General features: G+C 62.2%; 18 protein-coding genes and 1 pseudogene. 3 read left to right on the forward strand and 16 right to left on the reverse strand.

All coding sequences use genetic code 11. The features are described 5' to 3' along the window. Position 1 precedes the first annotated feature (1 nt). Entirely contained in the window at positions 2–1,150 is a 1,149-nt protein-coding gene (locus H585_RS0119250; RefSeq protein WP_244432654.1) for an ABC transporter permease, read from the reverse strand. A gap of 98 nt (positions 1,151–1,248) precedes the next feature. On the opposite strand from H585_RS0119250, the gene H585_RS0119255 reads away from it, so the two are divergent. From H585_RS0119255 to H585_RS0119265, 3 genes are read left to right on the forward strand one after another with little or no spacing between them, the layout of a single operon-like run. Continuing rightward, positions 1,249–1,959 (forward strand): phosphoribosyltransferase, encoded by a 711-nt coding sequence (locus H585_RS0119255; protein WP_027369031.1) that lies wholly within the window; start codon positions 1,249–1,251, stop codon positions 1,957–1,959. 2 nt (positions 1,960–1,961) lie between these two features. Then, positions 1,962–2,981, forward strand: coding sequence for a diacylglycerol/lipid kinase family protein (locus H585_RS0119260; protein ID WP_027369032.1), 1,020 nt, complete (start codon positions 1,962–1,964; stop codon positions 2,979–2,981). Positions 2,982–2,990: 9 nt separating this feature from the next. After that, on the forward strand, positions 2,991–3,362 hold the full coding sequence (locus H585_RS0119265; protein WP_027369033.1) for a DUF488 domain-containing protein: 372 nt from the start codon (positions 2,991–2,993) through the stop codon (positions 3,360–3,362). 37 nt (positions 3,363–3,399) lie between these two features. On the opposite strand, the gene rpe is transcribed toward H585_RS0119265, so the two are convergent. The 15 genes and pseudogenes from rpe to H585_RS0119335 form a co-directional block, all read right to left on the reverse strand. Then, on the reverse strand, positions 3,400–4,122 hold the full coding sequence (gene rpe / locus H585_RS0119270) for a ribulose-phosphate 3-epimerase (RefSeq protein ID WP_014260650.1): 723 nt from the start codon (positions 4,120–4,122) through the stop codon (positions 3,400–3,402). Then, positions 4,119–4,583, reverse strand: a complete 465-nt coding sequence (gene ahbA, locus H585_RS0119275; RefSeq protein WP_014260651.1) for a siroheme decarboxylase subunit alpha — start codon at positions 4,581–4,583, stop codon at positions 4,119–4,121. The genes rpe and ahbA overlap by 4 nt, the downstream gene beginning before the upstream one ends. 22 nt (positions 4,584–4,605) lie before the next feature. Continuing rightward, the gene (gene ahbD / locus H585_RS0119280) at positions 4,606–5,826 is read right to left on the reverse strand and encodes a heme b synthase (protein WP_027369035.1); all 1,221 of its coding nucleotides are present in this window, start codon (positions 5,824–5,826) and stop codon (positions 4,606–4,608) included. A 265-nt stretch (positions 5,827–6,091) separates the two neighbouring features. Beyond that, a complete protein-coding gene (hemB, locus tag H585_RS0119285; protein ID WP_027369036.1) occupies positions 6,092–7,063 on the reverse strand; it encodes a porphobilinogen synthase in 972 nt (323 codons plus the stop codon). Between the two features lie 186 nt (positions 7,064–7,249). Continuing rightward, a complete protein-coding gene (gene ahbC, locus H585_RS0119290; protein ID WP_027369037.1) occupies positions 7,250–8,491 on the reverse strand; it encodes a 12,18-didecarboxysiroheme deacetylase in 1,242 nt (413 codons plus the stop codon). Between the two features lie 188 nt (positions 8,492–8,679). After that, positions 8,680–9,321, reverse strand: a complete 642-nt coding sequence (locus H585_RS0119295; RefSeq protein WP_014260657.1) for a hypothetical protein — start codon at positions 9,319–9,321, stop codon at positions 8,680–8,682. A 57-nt stretch (positions 9,322–9,378) separates the two neighbouring features. Next, entirely contained in the window at positions 9,379–9,714 is a 336-nt protein-coding gene (locus H585_RS0119300; protein WP_014260658.1) for a hypothetical protein, read from the reverse strand. 48 nt (positions 9,715–9,762) lie between these two features. Further along, entirely contained in the window at positions 9,763–10,479 is a 717-nt protein-coding gene (locus tag H585_RS0119305) for a YIP1 family protein (protein WP_244432662.1), read from the reverse strand. Between the two features lie 285 nt (positions 10,480–10,764). Further along, positions 10,765–10,860: pseudogene (locus H585_RS23860) on the reverse strand (zinc-ribbon domain-containing protein); the annotation flags it as partial. A 123-nt stretch (positions 10,861–10,983) separates the two neighbouring features. Then, a complete protein-coding gene (locus H585_RS0119310; RefSeq protein ID WP_027369039.1) occupies positions 10,984–11,769 on the reverse strand; it encodes a nitrilase-related carbon-nitrogen hydrolase in 786 nt (261 codons plus the stop codon). A 63-nt stretch (positions 11,770–11,832) separates the two neighbouring features. Then, entirely contained in the window at positions 11,833–13,044 is a 1,212-nt protein-coding gene (locus H585_RS0119315) for a glycosyltransferase family protein (protein WP_244432656.1), read from the reverse strand. Continuing rightward, positions 13,031–14,143, reverse strand: a complete 1,113-nt coding sequence (locus tag H585_RS0119320; RefSeq protein WP_034628525.1) for a glycosyltransferase family 4 protein — start codon at positions 14,141–14,143, stop codon at positions 13,031–13,033. The genes H585_RS0119315 and H585_RS0119320 overlap by 14 nt, the downstream gene beginning before the upstream one ends. Positions 14,144–14,149: 6 nt before the next feature. Further along, positions 14,150–14,872 (reverse strand): flagellar export chaperone FliS, encoded by a 723-nt coding sequence (gene fliS, locus H585_RS0119325; protein ID WP_027369042.1) that lies wholly within the window; start codon positions 14,870–14,872, stop codon positions 14,150–14,152. Between the two features lie 13 nt (positions 14,873–14,885). After that, complete coding sequence (gene fliD / locus H585_RS0119330; protein ID WP_027369043.1) at positions 14,886–16,634, reverse strand: flagellar filament capping protein FliD; 1,749 nt, start codon at positions 16,632–16,634, stop codon at positions 14,886–14,888. A gap of 142 nt (positions 16,635–16,776) precedes the next feature. Continuing rightward, on the reverse strand, positions 16,777–16,984 hold a 208-nt coding region (locus H585_RS0119335), incomplete at its 5' end, for a flagellin (protein ID WP_027369044.1).

Raw genomic sequence — 16,984 nt, forward strand, 5'->3', positions numbered from 1 at the left:
TTTAGACCCCCAGGGCGAAGAAGACCACGGCGAAGAGGCCGTCGGCCACGGCGATGAGCACCAGGCCCGTGACCACGGCCGAGGTCGTGGAGCTGCCCACCGCGCTTGCGCCCGTGCCGGTGGTCAGCCCCTTCTGGCAGCCCACGGCGGCCACGATGATGCTGAAGGCCGCGGCCTTGATCAGGCCGCCGGCGATGTCCAGCCACGTGACCATGTACAGGATGCGGTTTACGTAGGTGATGAAGGGATAGCCGAAGCCCATGACCACAAACGAGCCGCCGGCCAGGGCGAACAGGTTGAAGAAGGTGGTCAGGATGGGCGTGACCACGAGTGCGGCGATGATGCGCGGAATAGCCAGGAACTGCACAGGGCTGATGCCCATGGTCGCCAGGGCGTTTATCTCCTCGTTGACCTTCATTGTCCCGATTTCGGCCGCGAAGGCCGAGCCCGAGCGGCCGGCCAGTAGGATGGCCGTGGTCAGGGTGCCCAGCTCGCGGAACATGGCCAGGCCGAGCAGGTCGGCCACGAAAAGCTCCGCGCCGAAGCGCTTCATGGGCACGGCCGACTGGAAGGCCATTACCAGGCCCATGAGCACGCCGATGAGCGCCACGATGGGCAGGCCGTTGACCCCGGCCTCCTCGGCCACGGCCAGCACGTCCTTCCAGCGCACCAGCCGGGGGTTGCGCGCGGCGGCAGCCAAGGCGGCCGTGCATTGGCCCACGAAGGTCAGGAAGTTTGCGAAATTGCGCGCGGTCAGGGCGGTCCTGCGGCCCACCTCGTTTACAAAGCTGTGCTGTTCCGGCACGACGTTGTTCAGCGGCCGTGTGGGCATCTCCCGGCGGTAGAGATCCAGGAGTTTGGCCGGTTCCCCCGCAAGTCCCCGGACTTCCAGCTTTCCGCCGGCATCCCGCGCGGCCAGTTCCAGGCGCAGGATCAGCGAGGCGCCGGAGCCGTCCAGGTAGTCCACGTTTGCTGTATCGGCCACGATGCTCCTGCCGGCCAAAGTGCCGACCAGGCGCAGGGACTCGCTCCAGACCGCGGCCACGCCGTGGCTGTCCAGGCGCCCCTGCAGCACGAGCCTGGCTCCGCCCGGTTCGTCGGAGAGCCGCACTTCGGCTGGCGGTGTAGATTGCTTCCCTGATCGCATCATGTCTCCGCTACTGTTATTTATTCCAGCGTACGGTATGGTATCGATGGATTGCCGTTTTAGCGACAAATTGCAAGAGCCTGCTGTAAAAGAGGTGAATAATGTCGGGGCGATTCTTCGAGAGTGAGGGGTACAGGAACCGCGACAGGGTGTTTGCCGATCGCGCCGAGGCCGGACAGATGCTGGCCGAGATGCTGGCCTCGGAGTATGTGGGCTTGCCCGGCGGGCTCGTGCTGGCCATCCCCTCGGGCGGCGTGCCCGTGGCCCTGGAGGTATGCAGGCGGCTGCGCCTGCCCCTGGATTTGATCATAGCCCGCAAGCTGCAGATCCCCGGCAACACCGAGGCTGGCTTCGGGGCCATGGCCATGGGCGGCGAGGTGCTGCTCAACGAGCCGCTGGTATCGAGCCTGGGGCTGACAAAAGCCGAAATCGAGGCGGAGCAGGGCAGGGTGGAGGCGGAGCTGGCCGAGCGTAACGCCCTGCTGCGCGGCGGCCGGCCGCTGCCGGACATGTATGGCCGCACGGCCATTATTGTCGATGACGGACTGGCCTCGGGTTACACCATGCAGGCGGCCGTGCGCGACCTGCGCGCCCGTGGCGCGGCAGGCATCACCGTGGCCGTGCCCACGGCTCCTCTGGAAACAGCCAGGCGCATGGCGGATATCAGCGACGCCGTCTACTGCATCAGCATCCAGGACTACTATCCTTTTGCCGTGGCCTCGGCCTATCGCAACTGGCGGGACCTGAGCCGCGAAGAGGTGGCGGACATGCTGGGTCAGACCAAATGCCAGATGGGCGACGGAAAAGGCTAAGCATGGACAAGGACGGTGTGGAGCAGCAGACCGCGCTCGACCCTCGGGCCACGCACCCTGTGCGCCCCTTGTATATCAAGGCGGTGGTCAACGCCGGAGCCGGCATCACGCCGGCCGGCAAACGCGCGGATATCGCCGGGAGCCTGGAGCAGGCCTTTGCCCTGCACGGTCTGCAGGCCGAGATCGAACTGGTCCAGGCCGAGGAATTCGAGGCCGCCGTGGAACGCGCGGCCTCCGGCCCCTGGGATGCCGTAGCCGCGGGCGGGGGCGATGGCAGCATAGGCAGCGCCGCGCGCATCCTGGCCCGAGCGGGCAAACCCATGGCCGTGCTGCCCATGGGTACCTGGAACTATTTCGCCCGCCTGCTGAACATCCCTCTGGACCTCGATGGCGCGGTAGCTGTCATGGCCGCCGGCCGGTTCGGCCCCGTGGACGCCATAGAGGTCAACGGCCGCTTCTTCGTCAGCCACTGCACCCTGGGCATTCATCCCCGCTTCGTGCGAGAGCGCATCCGGCTTCAGCATTCGCGGGGCTGGTTCAAGCCGCTGGCCATCGTGTGGGCGCTCATGAAAAGCTTTGTGCGCTACCCCGTGCTCCTGGTGGAAGTGCTGCACGAGGGCCGCCGTGAAGTCCTGCGCACTCCTTTCGTCATGGCCGGCAACAGCTTGAGCGCCCTGAATCCCTTGACTGTGCCGACTCATCTGGCTTCCCTGAGCGACGGACTGCTGGCCTTGATTCTTGGCCGGCGGCTGGGGCGCATGGGTCTCATGGCCTCGGCCTTGCGCACTTTTCGCGGACGCCTGGACCCGGAGAAGGATTTCCGGCTCATCCTCGTACCCGAGTGCGCGGTGCGCGTGAACCGCCGCCGGGTACGCGCGACCTTGGACGGCGAGCTGACCTGGCTCACGCCGCCCTTGCGCTTCCGCATCCTGCCTCACGCCCTGACCCTGCTGCTGCCGGAGAGCGCGGCCAAGGCCAAGGAGCAGCAAGCTTCAACGGGCCCTCATGGTCCGGTAGTTTGAGAGGCAAGCATGCTCAAGCTCAAACGTATCCATGATCAAACCGGTCCTGACGACGGCAAACGCTATCTCGTGGATCGCGTCTGGCCGCGCGGAGTGCGCAAAGCGGATGCGCACCTGGACGAGTGGCTCAAGGCCCTGGCGCCCAGCACTGAGCTGCGCAAATGGTTCAATCATGACCCGGCCCGCTGGGAGGATTTCCAGGCACGCTATCGCCTGGAACTGGACGCGCCCGAGCTCCGTGCGCTCTTGGATCGCCTGGCGAGCGAGGCGGAGACGGGAACCGTGACGCTCCTGTATGGCGCCAAGGATGAGCAACGCAACCAAGCCGTGGTCATTAGGCGGGTCGTCGAGGAACGCCTTGAAAAAAAAGCGCACCGCTAATGCGGTGCGCAATTAAGCGGAGCGATATCCAGAGGCCCTAGAGCCCCGTGGGTCCGAAGCTGACCTGCGACAGGGTCTCGAACAGCTCGCGGCGCTTGCCGTAGGGCGGGAACTTGAAGAAGGACGAGCCGGAAACGATCACTTCGGCCCCGGCATCGACTATGGGGGCGATGTTTTCCGGCGTTATGCCGCCGTCCACCTGAATGAGCGTCTTGGCTCCCTGCTCGTCGATCATCTTGCGCAGGCGGCGGATCTTCTCCAGGGAAAAGGGAATGAATACCTGACCGCCGAAGCCGGGGTTCACACTCATGATGAGTACCATATCCAGCTCGGGCAGCAAGTATTCGATGCTAGCCAAGGACGTTGCCGGGTTGAGGGCCACGGCCGCTTTGATCCCGGCCTCGCGGATCTGGGACACGGTGCGCTCCAGGTGCGAGGTCGCTTCGGCGTGCACGCAGATGAGGTTGGCCCCGGCATCCAGGAAGTCGTTGATGTAGCGCTCGGGCTTGATGACCATGAGATGGCAGTCGAAGAAAAGCTTGCTACGGTTGCGCAAGGCCTTGATGACCGGCGGGCCAAAGGTGATGTTGGGCACGAACACGCCGTCCATGACGTCCCAGTGTACCCACTCGATGCCACCTTCCTCCAGCGCGGCCAGTTCATCGGCCAGCCGCCCGAAATCCGCGGAGAGCAGCGAAGGGGAGAGGATGATCTTCTTGGCTGCGGGGGCTTCCTTGCCTTGCTTGGAACTCTTGCTCATGCGTTGTCCTCGCCGTCCTTCATTTTAAAATCGACCTTGATCTTGTAAAGTTTTTCCGTGGGCAGATAGAGCACGTCAATGCCCGTGGTCTCGCGTATTTCCTGCAAGGTGGCGCGCACCGCGTCCTGATTCGGTCCGATAAAGGTGAACCAGACGTTGAATGAGTGGGCGCGCAGATAGTTGTGTGTCACGCCGGGGTAGGCATTCACCGTGGCGATGAACTCGTCCAGCCTGTCCTCGGGCACGCGCGCGGCGCACAGGGTCGAGTGCCAGCCCAGCTTGCCGGACTGGAAGTTGCCGCCGATGCGCCGGATAACGCCCTTTTCCCTGAGGGCGCGCACTCTGGCCAGCACCTCGGCCTCGGTGAGCCTCAGTTCCTTGCCCACGGCCTCGTAAGGTCGCGGTACGAGCGGAAAGTTGGACTGAATGATGTCCAGTAGCTGTTTATCTAGATCGTCCACGGCCCCTCCGGACTTTAGGTGTCTAGTCGCCCTTGCAGGCCCGTTTCGGCGTATAGCTGCACAGCGGCTCCTCGGCCAGGTAGTCGCCCTTCATGGTCTGGGCGCGGGCGCGGCAACCGCCGCAGACTCGCTCGTACTCGCATACGCCGCACTTGCCCGTATACGTCTCCGGGTTGCGCAGGTTGGCGAACTGCATCGAATCGGCCCATATCTTGGGGAAAGGCGTCTGCTTGACCTGACCGCAGTCCAGCTCCAGGTAGCCGCAGGGCTGCACCTGGCCCGTGTGCGAGATGAAGCAGAAGCCCACGCCGCCCAGGCAGCCGCGGCTCACGGCGTCCAGGCCGAAGGTCTCGAAGGTGACGGGCGTGCCGTCCTCCTTGGCCCGCTGGCGCAGGATGCGGTGGTAGTGCGGCGCGCAGGTGGCCTTGAGCTGCATGTCAGTGGTCTTGCGGAAGTCGTAGAACCAGTTGAGCACGTCTTCGTACTCTTTCGCCGAGATGACCTGATCCTCGATCTCCGCGCCACGGCCCGTGGGCACGAGCAGGAAGATGTGCCAAGCCTGAGCGCCCAGGTCCTGGGTCAGCTGGAAGATGTCCTTGAACTGGCCGAGGTTGTTGCGCGTCACGGTCGTGTTGATCTGGAACTCGATGCCGGCATCCTTGAGGTACTGGATGCCGTGCATGGTCTGCTCGAACGCGCCGGGAGTGCCCCGGAAGAAGTCGTGACTGGCCGCGTCCGGGCCGTCGATGGAGATCGAGCAGCGTTCTATGCCCGATTCCTTCATCTTCCGCGCGTTCTCGGGCGTGATGAGCGTGCCGTTGGGAGCCATGACGCAACGCAGGCCCTTGGACTTGGCGTGGGCCACCAGCTCGAAGACGTCCTTGCGCATGAGCGGCTCGCCGCCAGTGAAGATGATGATGGGGTTGCCCACTCCGGGGAAGGTGTCGATGAGCGCCTTGGCCTCGGCCGTGGACAACTCGCCGGGGTACGGCTCCAGGTGCGCCTCGGCCCGGCAATGCTTGCAGGCCAGGTTACAGGAGCGCGTGACTTCCCAGGCTATGAGCCGGCAGGGCGGCGTCTTACCGTCGGGGAGAGTTTTGGGGCCGGGATGTCCGCCCGGGTGGCCCTTGGGCTGACCGCCAGGATGGCCGGGCTTGCCGGCGGCGTGCGGATGGCCGGACTTTTCGCCGGGGTGGTTGCCTGAATGGCTGGTGGGGTGGCCGGGTTTCTGGTGCTCGTGCATTTCGGTCTCCAAGGCGTGGGAAGCTTGTAATGAACCAGGACGAATCGCTCGTCAGCCCCTGGCATTCGCGGCTTCCCGCCGAATTGGCTTTGTTTCGTAATTTCCTTACCGCAGGGCGTTCTCCCCGCCGGTAACGTCGCGAACGGCGAACACTTTTTATACCACAAATCGCCTTTTCACGCACGCACGGGAAAGGGCGTATTCCCAGACAGGAGGCGGACGGCCGAATATGGAACGCAATCGTGCCTTGAGGTGGAAGCCGCCTCTACTTCAGCCAATCCAACGCGTCCTCGGCATAGTAGGTTAGGATCAGGTCCGCGCCGGCGCGCTTGATCCCGATCAAAGACTCCATAATCACACGCCTTTCGTCGATCCAGCCGTTGGCTGCGGCAGCCTTGATCATGGCGTACTCGCCGCTCACTTGGTAGGCCGCGATGGGCGTGTCGAAATTCTCGCGCAGGTCGCGGATGATATCCAGGTAGGGCATGGCCGGCTTGACCATGAGCACGTCCGCTCCCTCGTCCAGGTCGGCCACGGCTTCGCGCAGGGCTTCGCGGCGGTTGGCCGGGTCCATCTGGTGCGTGCGGCGGTCGCCGAACTGCGGCGTGGATTCGGCCGCCTCGCGGAACGGGCCGTAGAAGGCCGAGGCGTATTTGACCGCGTAGCTCATGATCGGCAGGTCGTTGAAGCCGTTGTCGTCGAGCATGGCGCGGATGGCTGCCACGCGGCCGTCCATCATGTCCGAGGGCGCGACCATGTCCGCGCCGGCGCGGGCGTGGGACAGGGCGGACTTGGCCAGAAGCTCCAGCGTGGGGTCGTTCAGGATCTCCTCGCCGCGCACGATGCCGCAATGGCCGTGGGAAGTGTACTCGCACAAGCACACGTCGGTCATGACCACGAGCTGCGGGTACTTGTCTTTGAGCGCGCGCACGGCCTGCTGCACGATGCCCTCGTCGGCCCAAGCCTGGCTGGCCTGCGGGTCCTTGACCTTGGGAATGCCGAACAGGATGCAGGAGCGCAATCCCTTGTCCACTGCCCAACCCGCACGTTCCACGAGTTTGTGCAAGCTGTACTGGCTCTGTCCCGGCATAGAGCCGATGGGCTTCTCGAAATTTTTGTCGTCGGTCTCGACCACGAACCAGGGCTGAATGAGGTCGTTGGGAGAAAGCGCGTTCTCGCGCACCAGATCGCGGATGGCAGGCGTGCGGCGCAGGCGGCGTCCTCGGAAGAATGTCATGGCGTATACCCTCGTGCGAAGCGTCAGAAAGGGAATGTGACTTGAAGGGCCTGAGCTTCAGCGTTCATACAGAATTTTTCTTACCGCGCAGCGAACCAGAAAGTTTAGGACAGGGTGGGGTTCGGGGAGGGGAGAACCCTTTGCAAAGGGTTTCCCCTCCCCGATTACTCTTCTCTTCTTCTCTTCCTAATCCTGACAACCGCAGCCATCCGGCTGCTTGGACTCACCAGTTTCGCCGCCGAGCATCGGCCCGCTGATCTCTGCGTCCGTCAGGTAGCAGGCCGGGTCGTCGGCCCAGATATCGCCGTAGACAGCTTCGGCGCGAGCGCGGAAGTTGCCGGCGCAGACGTTCAGGTAGCGGCAGGCGCGGCAGCGGCCCTTGAGGTGCGGGCGCTTGTCCTTGAGCTTGTGCAGCAACTCGATATTCGGATCGTCCCATATCTGCGAGAACGGCCGTTCGAGCACGTTGCCGAAAGTATGGATGCGCCAGAACTGGTCGGCGTGCACTTGGCCGTCCCAGGAGATGCAGCCGATGCCGCGTCCCGTGGAGTTGCCTTCGTTCCAGGACAGCAGCTCCAGGACCTGCTCGGCGCGCTTGGGATCTTCCTTTTTCAGGCGCTCGTAGACCAGCGGTCCGTCGGCGTGGTTGTCCACGGTGAGCACTTCCTTGGGCAGTCCGGCGTCGTAGAGAGCGCGCGTCTCGTCCATGATGAGGTTGACCGCAGCGCGGGTCTCGGCGTGGCTCAGGTCTTCGTCCACCAGCTCCGAACCGCGGCCGGAGTAGACGAGGTGGTAGAAACAGATGCGCGGGACTTCCAGGTCTTTGATGAGCTGGAACAGGAAGGGGATGTCCTGGGCGTTGCGCTTGTTGATGGTGAAGCGCAGGCCGACCTTGAGCCCCTCGGCCTTACAGTTCTCGACGCCGGCCACGGCCATGTCGAAGGCCTTGTCCGAGCCGCGGAACTTGTTGTGCGTCTCCGGGGCGCCATCCATGGATATGCCCACGTAGGAAAGGCCGACGTCCTTGAGTTCGCGGGCTTTTTCCTTGGTGATGAGCGTGCCGTTGGTGGAAATGACCGCGCGCATGCCGCATGAGGTGGCGTGCTTGGCCAACTCCACGAGGTCCTTGCGCACGAGCGGCTCGCCGCCCGAGAAGAGCATGACAGGTGCGCCGTAGGCGGCCAGGTCGTCGATCATGACCTTGGCGGCATCGGTGCCGATGATGTCCGTGCCCTGCTCCTCGATGGCCTTGGCATAGCAGTGCACGCATTTCTGGTTGCAGCGCCGCGTGGAGTTCCAGACGACCACGGGCTTCTTGTCCTTGGAAAACTGAAGAAGATGCGAGGGCAGCTTGCCCGAGTGGCGTCCGTAACGCAGAGCGTCCGACGGCTCCACCGAGCCGCAATAGAGCTTGGATATACCGATCATGTCTTAACAAGCCTCCGATGGGTGTCCGGCGAGGGGCGTAGCATACGTGCTGGACGGCCATTCGTCCAGGAAACCGGGTGATATGCGCCTGGAAAGGTATGTAAGCCCTTGGACGGCAATGGCAAGAAAAAAAACGGCAGCGGCCGCACTTTGGGGCCGCTGCCGTGAAGGGGGTCTATTGGCGAGTATCAGGAACGAGCCAAAGAGTTCCAATCGAGCAGGGGCTGGGCCATGCTGTCGAATATTTCGCTGAGCACTGCGTACATGGGGTCCATGGGCAGGCGCGTTTTACGGGCGAAGAGGATGTAATCCTCGACATTGTTGGCTTCCATCTGCCCGGCTTGTTCCAGGGACCAGACCAGATAGCCGGTGGCCGTGTCGTATATCTCCACGCGCACCGATGCGGCGGTGTCTCCCTGGGTGCCGCCGTGAAGCAGGTAGGTCACCACGCCGGTCACGGCCAAATCCGCGCCCTTCTGGCGGGCCAGGCGGAGGGCCTCCTCGGGATTGCGATAGAAGCCGGTGTCATCGTAGACCATGGTGGGGAACAAGGACTTGGAGGCCCAGTCGGTCCAGAGGATGCGCATGAGCTCGCGGCCATGATGGCGGGCGTCGGAGATTTCCTGCTCCACCCGAAAGGGAATGAACAGGGCCGAGTATTCTCGCATGGATGTGCGTTTGGGCTGGACCATGATCATGAGCGGCGAGGTTCTCACCCACTGGTCCACGACAAGCACGGATTTTTCCGTGATGCGTGGCTGGAAGGCGACGCCGCCGCAACTGGCGGTCAGCAGGACGAGGGCGAGCAGAAGCAGGCTGATCGAGCGCATGGTCCCTCTTGAAACGGCTGTTGAAGTTTTGACGCGCCGCCACGTCGGCCCGGCTGCCTATTGCAACCTGTTGGTGGGCGTGGGGACGTTCTGCACGGTCTGCAGCAGGTGTTCCCTGGATTGCAGGAGGCTGCGGCGCAACAGAAGCCGCCGTCCGCGGGACAGGCATCGGAATTCCGACTGTCCGGCCAGGCTGTGCAACTGGTCCATTTCGGCCTTGATGCGCTTGAGCTTGGCCTGGAATTCGTCCTCAACAGGACCGAACAAGCCGGCCATGGCAACGAGTTCGTTGATCTCATGCGCCATTTCCTTGAAAGCCTGCGGGTTGATCTCCCTGGAGCGGCTCTTGCGCTCCATGCAGGCTCGCCAGGCGGACTTCAGCCAGCCAAGCATACAGCCTCCCGTTGGTATTCGACTATTTAGCAAATACCATACCGATGCTTAGGAAACCATACGGAAATAGAGACCGATGAGCAGCAAGGCCACCAGAGGGATGAGCATGGCCAGGCCCACGCGCGTATAGCTGGTGCGGTGAATATACCTGTAGGCAATGATGGTTATGGACACGTTCCAGGCCAGACCCACCAGGTCGCCGACAAACGGGATGACCGCCAGCACCAGAGGTGCGCTGCCATAGGCCACGGCACGGAAGGTGGCCTCGAAGCCCCTTTGGGCGGCCTGGCTGGCCATGAGGAAAAGATGGTGCAAGCCGGCAATGGCGAACAGGGCCACGGTCAGGATCAATGGATAGATGATGAAGAGGAGGTAGCCGCCTTCGCCCAGGGACAGCCCGGACTGTTCCGCGTCCGGACGTTGCAGAAAGAGATCCAGGAAGGTCATGCCCGCGGAGTCCCAGAACAGCTGAGCTGCAATCTGCACGCAGCCAATCACGAGAAAAAAGGCCAGCGGCATGGCCAAGCCATGCAAGGGCATGTGGCCGAAAAAGTCCTGGGGACGGAGCATGGCCCGCTTGAGGGTCTGCCAGAAGCCGCCCGCCAAGCCGAATTTATCCATGCGTTCCCAGGGTACATCGATGAGTGGTGTTCCACCTTGTCCGTGGGTCGCGCTTTGCTCATCGGGATCAAGCTCGAGTTGTTCCAGGCTAGGAAGGACCTGGCGCTCCTCCTCAAGCGTGTTTTCCGGCTGTTTGGGGCGCATGGATTCGAGACTCTGCCAAATGTCGCCCGTGGTCTTCGATAAAGGTTTGGCAGGCGCGGCTCCCGCTTTGCGGGGCTGGTTGGCCTGCTCGCCGGTCGTACTCGCGGGCGAGTGCCTGGTTTGATCAGCCCGGGGTTGAGTAACGTCAATGGGCGGGGTGTCCGGAAGATCTGGCCGACGCTGTGGAGCCTGCGTTTTCGGGATTGGCTCGTCATGCGGTCGGGAAACAACAGGCTTGTCCTGCTGCCGAGTGGATTCAGGCAGGTTCCTGAACTTGAATTTGCTCTTACATTTAGGGCACGTAGCCAGACTGACGCTGGCGGGCAGCTTCTCCTCGGGCACATCTCGCGAAAAACCACATTCTGGACATTTTATAAGCATCGGCGGTCCTGGGCTGCAGTAGAAGGACTGCAGCAAGCTATATTCTCTCCGATCAGGAATCAAGGGATGTCAGGAACAAGCATGCAGCGCATATGACCGGCATGTCGGCAAGGCCATGACGATTCAGGCCAGAATGCGCGATGTGACGTCCAGCACCGGGGAAGTTCGCGTGGAGAAGAGCCGCTGGCCGGCCTTAAGTACGTCCAGATCGACCACTGTGGAGTGCACGCCGGGTTGATCGTCGCAGTCCATGAGCATCTGGCCCCAGGGGCCCACGAGCATGGAAGCACCGGGCATCTCGCCCAGCGGAGAGGGGCCGCAGCAGTTGGCGGCCAGCACCATGGCCTGGTTCTCCAGAGCCCTGGCCCGACAGAGGAGCGTGAAGTGGTCCAGGCGCGCTTTGGGCCATTGGGCCGGCACGAGATAGACGTGCACGTCGCGGGCAGCCTGCACACGGCAGACCTCGGGAAAGCGCAGGTCGAAGCAGATGCAGCCGCCCAGGCGCAAACCGCGCAACTCGGGCGTGACCATGGCCCCTGCGCCAGGAGTCAGCAGCTTGGCCTCATCCGAGGCAGGGAAGAGGTGGATCTTACTGTAGAGCTTGAGCGGTTCGGCCAACTCGGGCGACAGCAGATATAGGGAATTCTGGAATCCACCGGCACTGCGCTCCAGGAATGTCCCGGCCAGGGCATGGCCAGTCGCGCGGCTGAAGTCGCTCAGAAGGGCCAGGGCTTCCTGCGCCTGGTCCGCCCAGTGCTGGCTGCGTTGCAGGTCGAAGCCGCCCAGAAACAACTCGGGAAACAGCCACAGGCCCGGCGTCTCGGCCCTGGAGATGGCTTTAAGGTAAGGCTGCAGTTCTTTAGGTGCGGAAAGCACGGGCGTCTGGCACACGCCAAGGCGGAAATCCATGGCTGCTCCTGTTGATTGCGGTCGAGTCGGCGCTTGGCCGGTCTTGACGGGGTCAGGGCCGGATCAGGGCAGCATAAACAGTCTGGCCGGAAATTCCAACACCGAGGAAGGCAGCAGGGCGCGCTTCAGGCTGGGGTACTCCGTATTGAGGCGATGGCCCCAGGCGCCGCCGGTCGCTCCGTCAAAAACGCTCAGCTTGCGCCTTAGCTCCTCGGGCGTTTTGTTCAGCCGGCTGTAGTGCTCGATGGCCCCGGCGGCGAGAACCGCCCTGGCGCCGGGCAAGCCCTCCAGGATTTCGTGCACCGGCCGCTGGTATGCTATGCCCGACAGGTTGCGGAACAGCCTGAACTGGAGGTCCGGCCACAAGCCGTAGCCCATCTTGCAGGAGGATGCGTCGGGATAGAGGGTCTGGCGTTGGAAGTAGTAGCCCGCGAAATCCTGCCTGGCCATGAGCGCGGGCAAGGCCGCCCACAGCGAGGCTGGCAGGCGCTCGTCGCCGTCCAGACTGAGAATCCATTCACCACGGCACAGGCCCAGCGCGCGGTTGCGTTGGGCTGCGAAATCTCCTGCCAGCGGATGGGCCGTGTCGATGCGGCGTGGGTCCGGGGCAATGCCCAAGGCTGAAGTCGAGGGAGGTTCGTTGGCATCCCAGAGCACGCAAATCTGTTCCACCCAGGCTGGAATGGCCGCGAAGAATTCCGCCAGACCAGGCTCGGCCGGGTGTAGAATGACCGCCAAGCTAAGGGATGACGGCGCGTCCTTCTCTGACCGGGCGACCTCGGCCATGTGCAGGGCGAGCAGCCGCTCCATTTCGCTATACGGAGTGCGCTTTACAGCCGGCAACAGTGGATTGATGACCACGAACGTACTGGCGGGCTCAATTCCGGTTGAATCCAACAACAGGCGCTGGGCCCAGGCCGAGGTGTCGCAAAGCAGGGCCGCTGACGGGTGGGAAAAAACTGCCGCATCGGGTTGAGTCAGGGCCGCGCGCACGGCTTGGGGACTTTGGTCGCTTACTACGAGCAGCACGTCATCCGGCAGCAGCCGGCGCAATTCGGCAACCAGGCAGGGCTGCCAGAGTCCAAGCAGCAGGAAATGCGGCCGCCTCTCGCGGGACCAGGCCCGCACCAGGCGGGCGGCCCACTTGGCCGTGTCCGGATTCGGCTCAGCTGGTGGCAGGATGTCATGCGCTCCATCCAGGATAAATGAGAGCACCTGCCCTGTGTATTCGGCAAGACGTTCTACAGCGGACAGGTTTGGCTCATCTTTTAACATGCTGTGCTTCATTGCGGCGCAGGCCGGAGACGGCTTCTGGACCGAGTTTGGCTTCCAGCAACTCCAGATAGATATTTTCTACCTGCGAGACGATGGCCTGCTCGCGGAACAACCGTCGGGCCTTGTCCCGGCCGCGTTGGCCCATGGCTCGGGCTTCATCGGGATTCGTCAACAGGCGTGCCACGGCCCCTGCGTATTCCTCTGCGCTGCCGGCCACCAAACCTGTCTTTCCATGCTCGACGAGTTCAAGCTGGGCATTGTCGCGCAGGCCCGCGGCAGGGTGGGTAACCACGGGCAGGCCCGAGGCCATGGCTTCGGCGATGGTTAGGCCGAAGCTCTCGCCCGTGTCGTTGGCGTGGGCCAGCAGGCACACGGAGCCGTAGAAGCCGGCCAACTCCAGGTCCGACTCCACCGGATCGAGCCAATGCACCTGCTCGTCCAATCCATGCGCGCGCACGAATTCATGGGCCTCGGGTATACCGCCGATGACCCGAAAAATGAAATTGGGGATTTGACGTTTGAGCAGGGGAAGAATGTCCAGGGCCAGGTGCGACCATTTACCGGGGTCGGCGCGCGAAATCCGGCCAAGGATGGGCTGGCCCCAAGGCTGCGCGGGAGTGTTGCTTTCGTAGCAATCCGTGTCCACGGGATTGTAGAGCACGCCATAGCGCAGCCCGGACGTGTCAATGCCCTCCACGGCGGCGTAGCGGCTGGCGCAGAAGTGCGAGACGAACAGGTGGCGGTCGATGATCTGGGCTTGGGGCGAAGGATCGCGGCGGCCGAAGACGTTGGTCTCCACCACCACGGGCACACGGGTAAGGCGCAAGGGGCGCAGAAGGCCGGGCTCGGGCCAGCCCGCACGATGCAGATGCACGACGTGCGGCCGCAGCCGTTCCAGGCAGCGCAGTAGATCCTTGCCTATGCTTACCTGCACGCCCGAGGCCGACAGTTGGCGTCGGCGGGGACCGTCGGCGAAGCTGAACACGAACGGCTCGAAGTGGTCCCGATCCAGGCCGGATGCCAGGGCCTGCATGACCTTCTCCGTTCCGCCGAGGCCAAGGCCGAAACAAACGTGCAGGACGCGGACAGGCCGCTCCATGGCCGATTACTTGGGCGTGTTGCCGTAGGCCTGGACCACGCGGCGCATGGTAGTGCCCGACGGTGCCGGCGATGGCGCTAACGGCGTAGCTGTCTGGCGGGGAGAAGGCTGCTCGCCGGTTGATGTTGCCTGTGGCTGGCTGGAAGAGGGCTGTCCCGTTTCTTGCTCCTCAGCACTCTCGATCGTTGCCGAATGGCTGGCTTCAGCGGGCTTGCCCGGTTCCGTCGGGGCGGCGAACTGCGCTGCTTTGGGCGTGATTGGAGGCATGGACATGCCTGTTCCGCCTATCTTGGGCGCGCCGAAAGACGAGCGGGAGACCGCCTGTGTATTGAGCGTGTCCACACCCGCGGTCGGCGCCGTGGCGCCTTCCTTTATTATTTGTGCGTAGGCGTCGCGGACACCGGTGATAATCTTGATGACCTCGTCGATGATGCCCTTGTCCATTTTGAGATTGGCCATGAGCAGACGGGTGTTGCAATAGAGGTAGACCTGATTCAGGTTGTCGGCGATATCACCGCCTTTGTCCTTGTTCAGGCTGCTGGCCAACTCCGAAATGATGTCCAAGGCCTTGGAGATGAGAATGCCCTTCTGGGCGTAGTCCTTCTCGTCGATCTTGATCTTGGCTTGGTTGAGAAATTTGATGGTTGCATCATACAACATGATAAGCAACTGGCCCTGATCCGTGGTCGTGACCTGAGTCGCAAGATACTTCTGAGCTGCCTTGTACATTGTTAGTTCCTGGCTATGACTGCTGCATCATGCTGAGGATTTGGCTCTGCATGCCTGAGGCCATATTATTGTAATAGCCGAGCATCGCGTCCAGCCGAGCGAAACGGTCTTTGTATTGGCGCTGCAGGCGCGTGATACGGCGCTCTTCAAATTCTATCTTGGAGTCGATACTTTTGATGATATCATTATAGTTCTCCTCAAGGACGGCCAATGGGCCTGCCTCGAAGTCGGTCGGGCTGGACTTGGGATCGGTGAGCACCCTGATCTCATCGATAAGTTCATTGGTCTTGCCAAGCTTGATACGCACCACGCCGGTGGTGATGTCCGCGAGCGGATCGTTGATGCGTACCACCAAGCCGGACACAGGCGCACCGCTATTGGCGGTCAGCTCTTTGGTGGCGGCATTGTATGTGGCGGCGTAACCACCAATGGTTCCGGTTTGTGTGGCTTGATCCCAGCGCACGTCGTATGTTCCTGCCTCTGTGGTTCCGGGCAGGCAAGAAAGGTAGGAGAATGTGGGTTGGTCGGTTTCTCCGGAGTAATTGGCCGAGAAAAGCTTTGCCACGGCGTCTGGATCATTGGCCAAAGCCTCATCGAGCTTCGCGTCGTCCAGGACAAGCAGGCCGCGAGTGACCGAACCCTCCTCCGCATCGGTCAATATGCCGATCTGGGACAGAGCGGAGTAGAAATCATCATCATAGTCGAAGCCGATGCCCTTGCTGGCCACGATATTTTTAAGGTTCTGGCCGATCATGTCCACGCCATAGTTGCCGGTGAGGATAGAGCCTTCGTTGGTGGTCGTATCCACTTTTGAGATCTCATTGATCTTCGTGCGCACCTCGTTAACGGCGTCCACGAAAGCGATTACGTTTTCCTTTATGGCTTCCGCATCAGTCTTCACTGTGACGGTCGTGGTTCCGGAATCCTTGAGGAGCAGGGTCAGCCCTGGCGCGACATCATCGATACTGTTGGTTTGCCGGGTCAGCGAAATTCCGTTGAACTTGAACAGCGCGTCTTGGGGGAGTTGGTTGTACTCCGGCCAATCGGCGTCGTCTCCGAAGTTGGTGGTCCTCAGGCCATCCACGAGGGTCGATCCGGTGACTGTGATAAGGTGATCCGGGTCGTTGCCCAAATCCAGACCGGTGAGCTGTAGACGGTAGTCGCCCTCGGCGATTTTGAACGTCGATGCGCGCACGCCTATTCCCGAACTCGTCGAGCTTTTATTGTCCGGATGGGCGTTGATGGCGTTGACTAAGTCATTAAGTGTAGCGCCAACTCCCAAGGAAATGTTAACTGTATTGCCACCATAGGTGAAGGTGAAGGTCCCGCCCGTTCCGCCAGTTATGTCGAAGGTATTGGCATCAGGGATGACCGCTGCGTCAACTCCTAGAAGGCCATCGCTGTCGCGATCGCTCGTCATGATGTGGTTCGTGGCGGTCTGCGTAACCTCTACAGTATAGCTGCCTTCCAGGGTGTCAGGCCCGGCTGTGGCGCTGGCCACGCTCTCGGAAGAAGAAGCCGCGTTCTTGACCAGGAATTTGCCAGGAGTGTTTATTGTCTCAAGGCTGGTCTTGAGGGACAGAAGCTTCGTATTGAGATCCTGGAATTCCACGATCTTATCGTCCCAGGACTTGCGCCATTCCTCAAGTTTGGTGATGCGGCGCTGCTCGACCTTCATCAGGCCCTCGATAAGGGTGCTGAAGTCGGTTCCGGAACCAAGGCCGGCAAAGGATATATTTCCCGAGAGCAGTGAGTCTGACATGCTGCCTCCTGTAGGCATATTCTTCCGAGATTGTAGCTCGCCCTCCAATTAGCAATCCGTATGCCATTATTAGTGAAAAGGCCGGACCGCTTGGCGCGGCCCGGCCTTCAGGGTTTCGGTCAGCGTTAGGCCGCTATGGCGATTAGCCGCCGATGAGCTGCATGGCCATTCTGGGCAGGGAGTTGGCCTGGGACAGCATGGCCACCGCGGACTGCGACAGGATCTGCTGGCGCACGAACTCGGTCATCTCGGAGGCGACGTCCACGTCGGAGATGCGCGACTCGGCGGCTTGCAGGTTCTCGGCCTGGATCTGCAGGTTGGAGACGGTGTTCTCCAGGCGGTTCTGCAGG

The organism is Desulfocurvibacter africanus subsp. africanus DSM 2603 (assembly GCF_000422545.1).
Classification (GTDB): Bacteria; Desulfobacterota; Desulfovibrionia; order Desulfovibrionales; family Desulfovibrionaceae; genus Desulfocurvibacter; species Desulfocurvibacter africanus.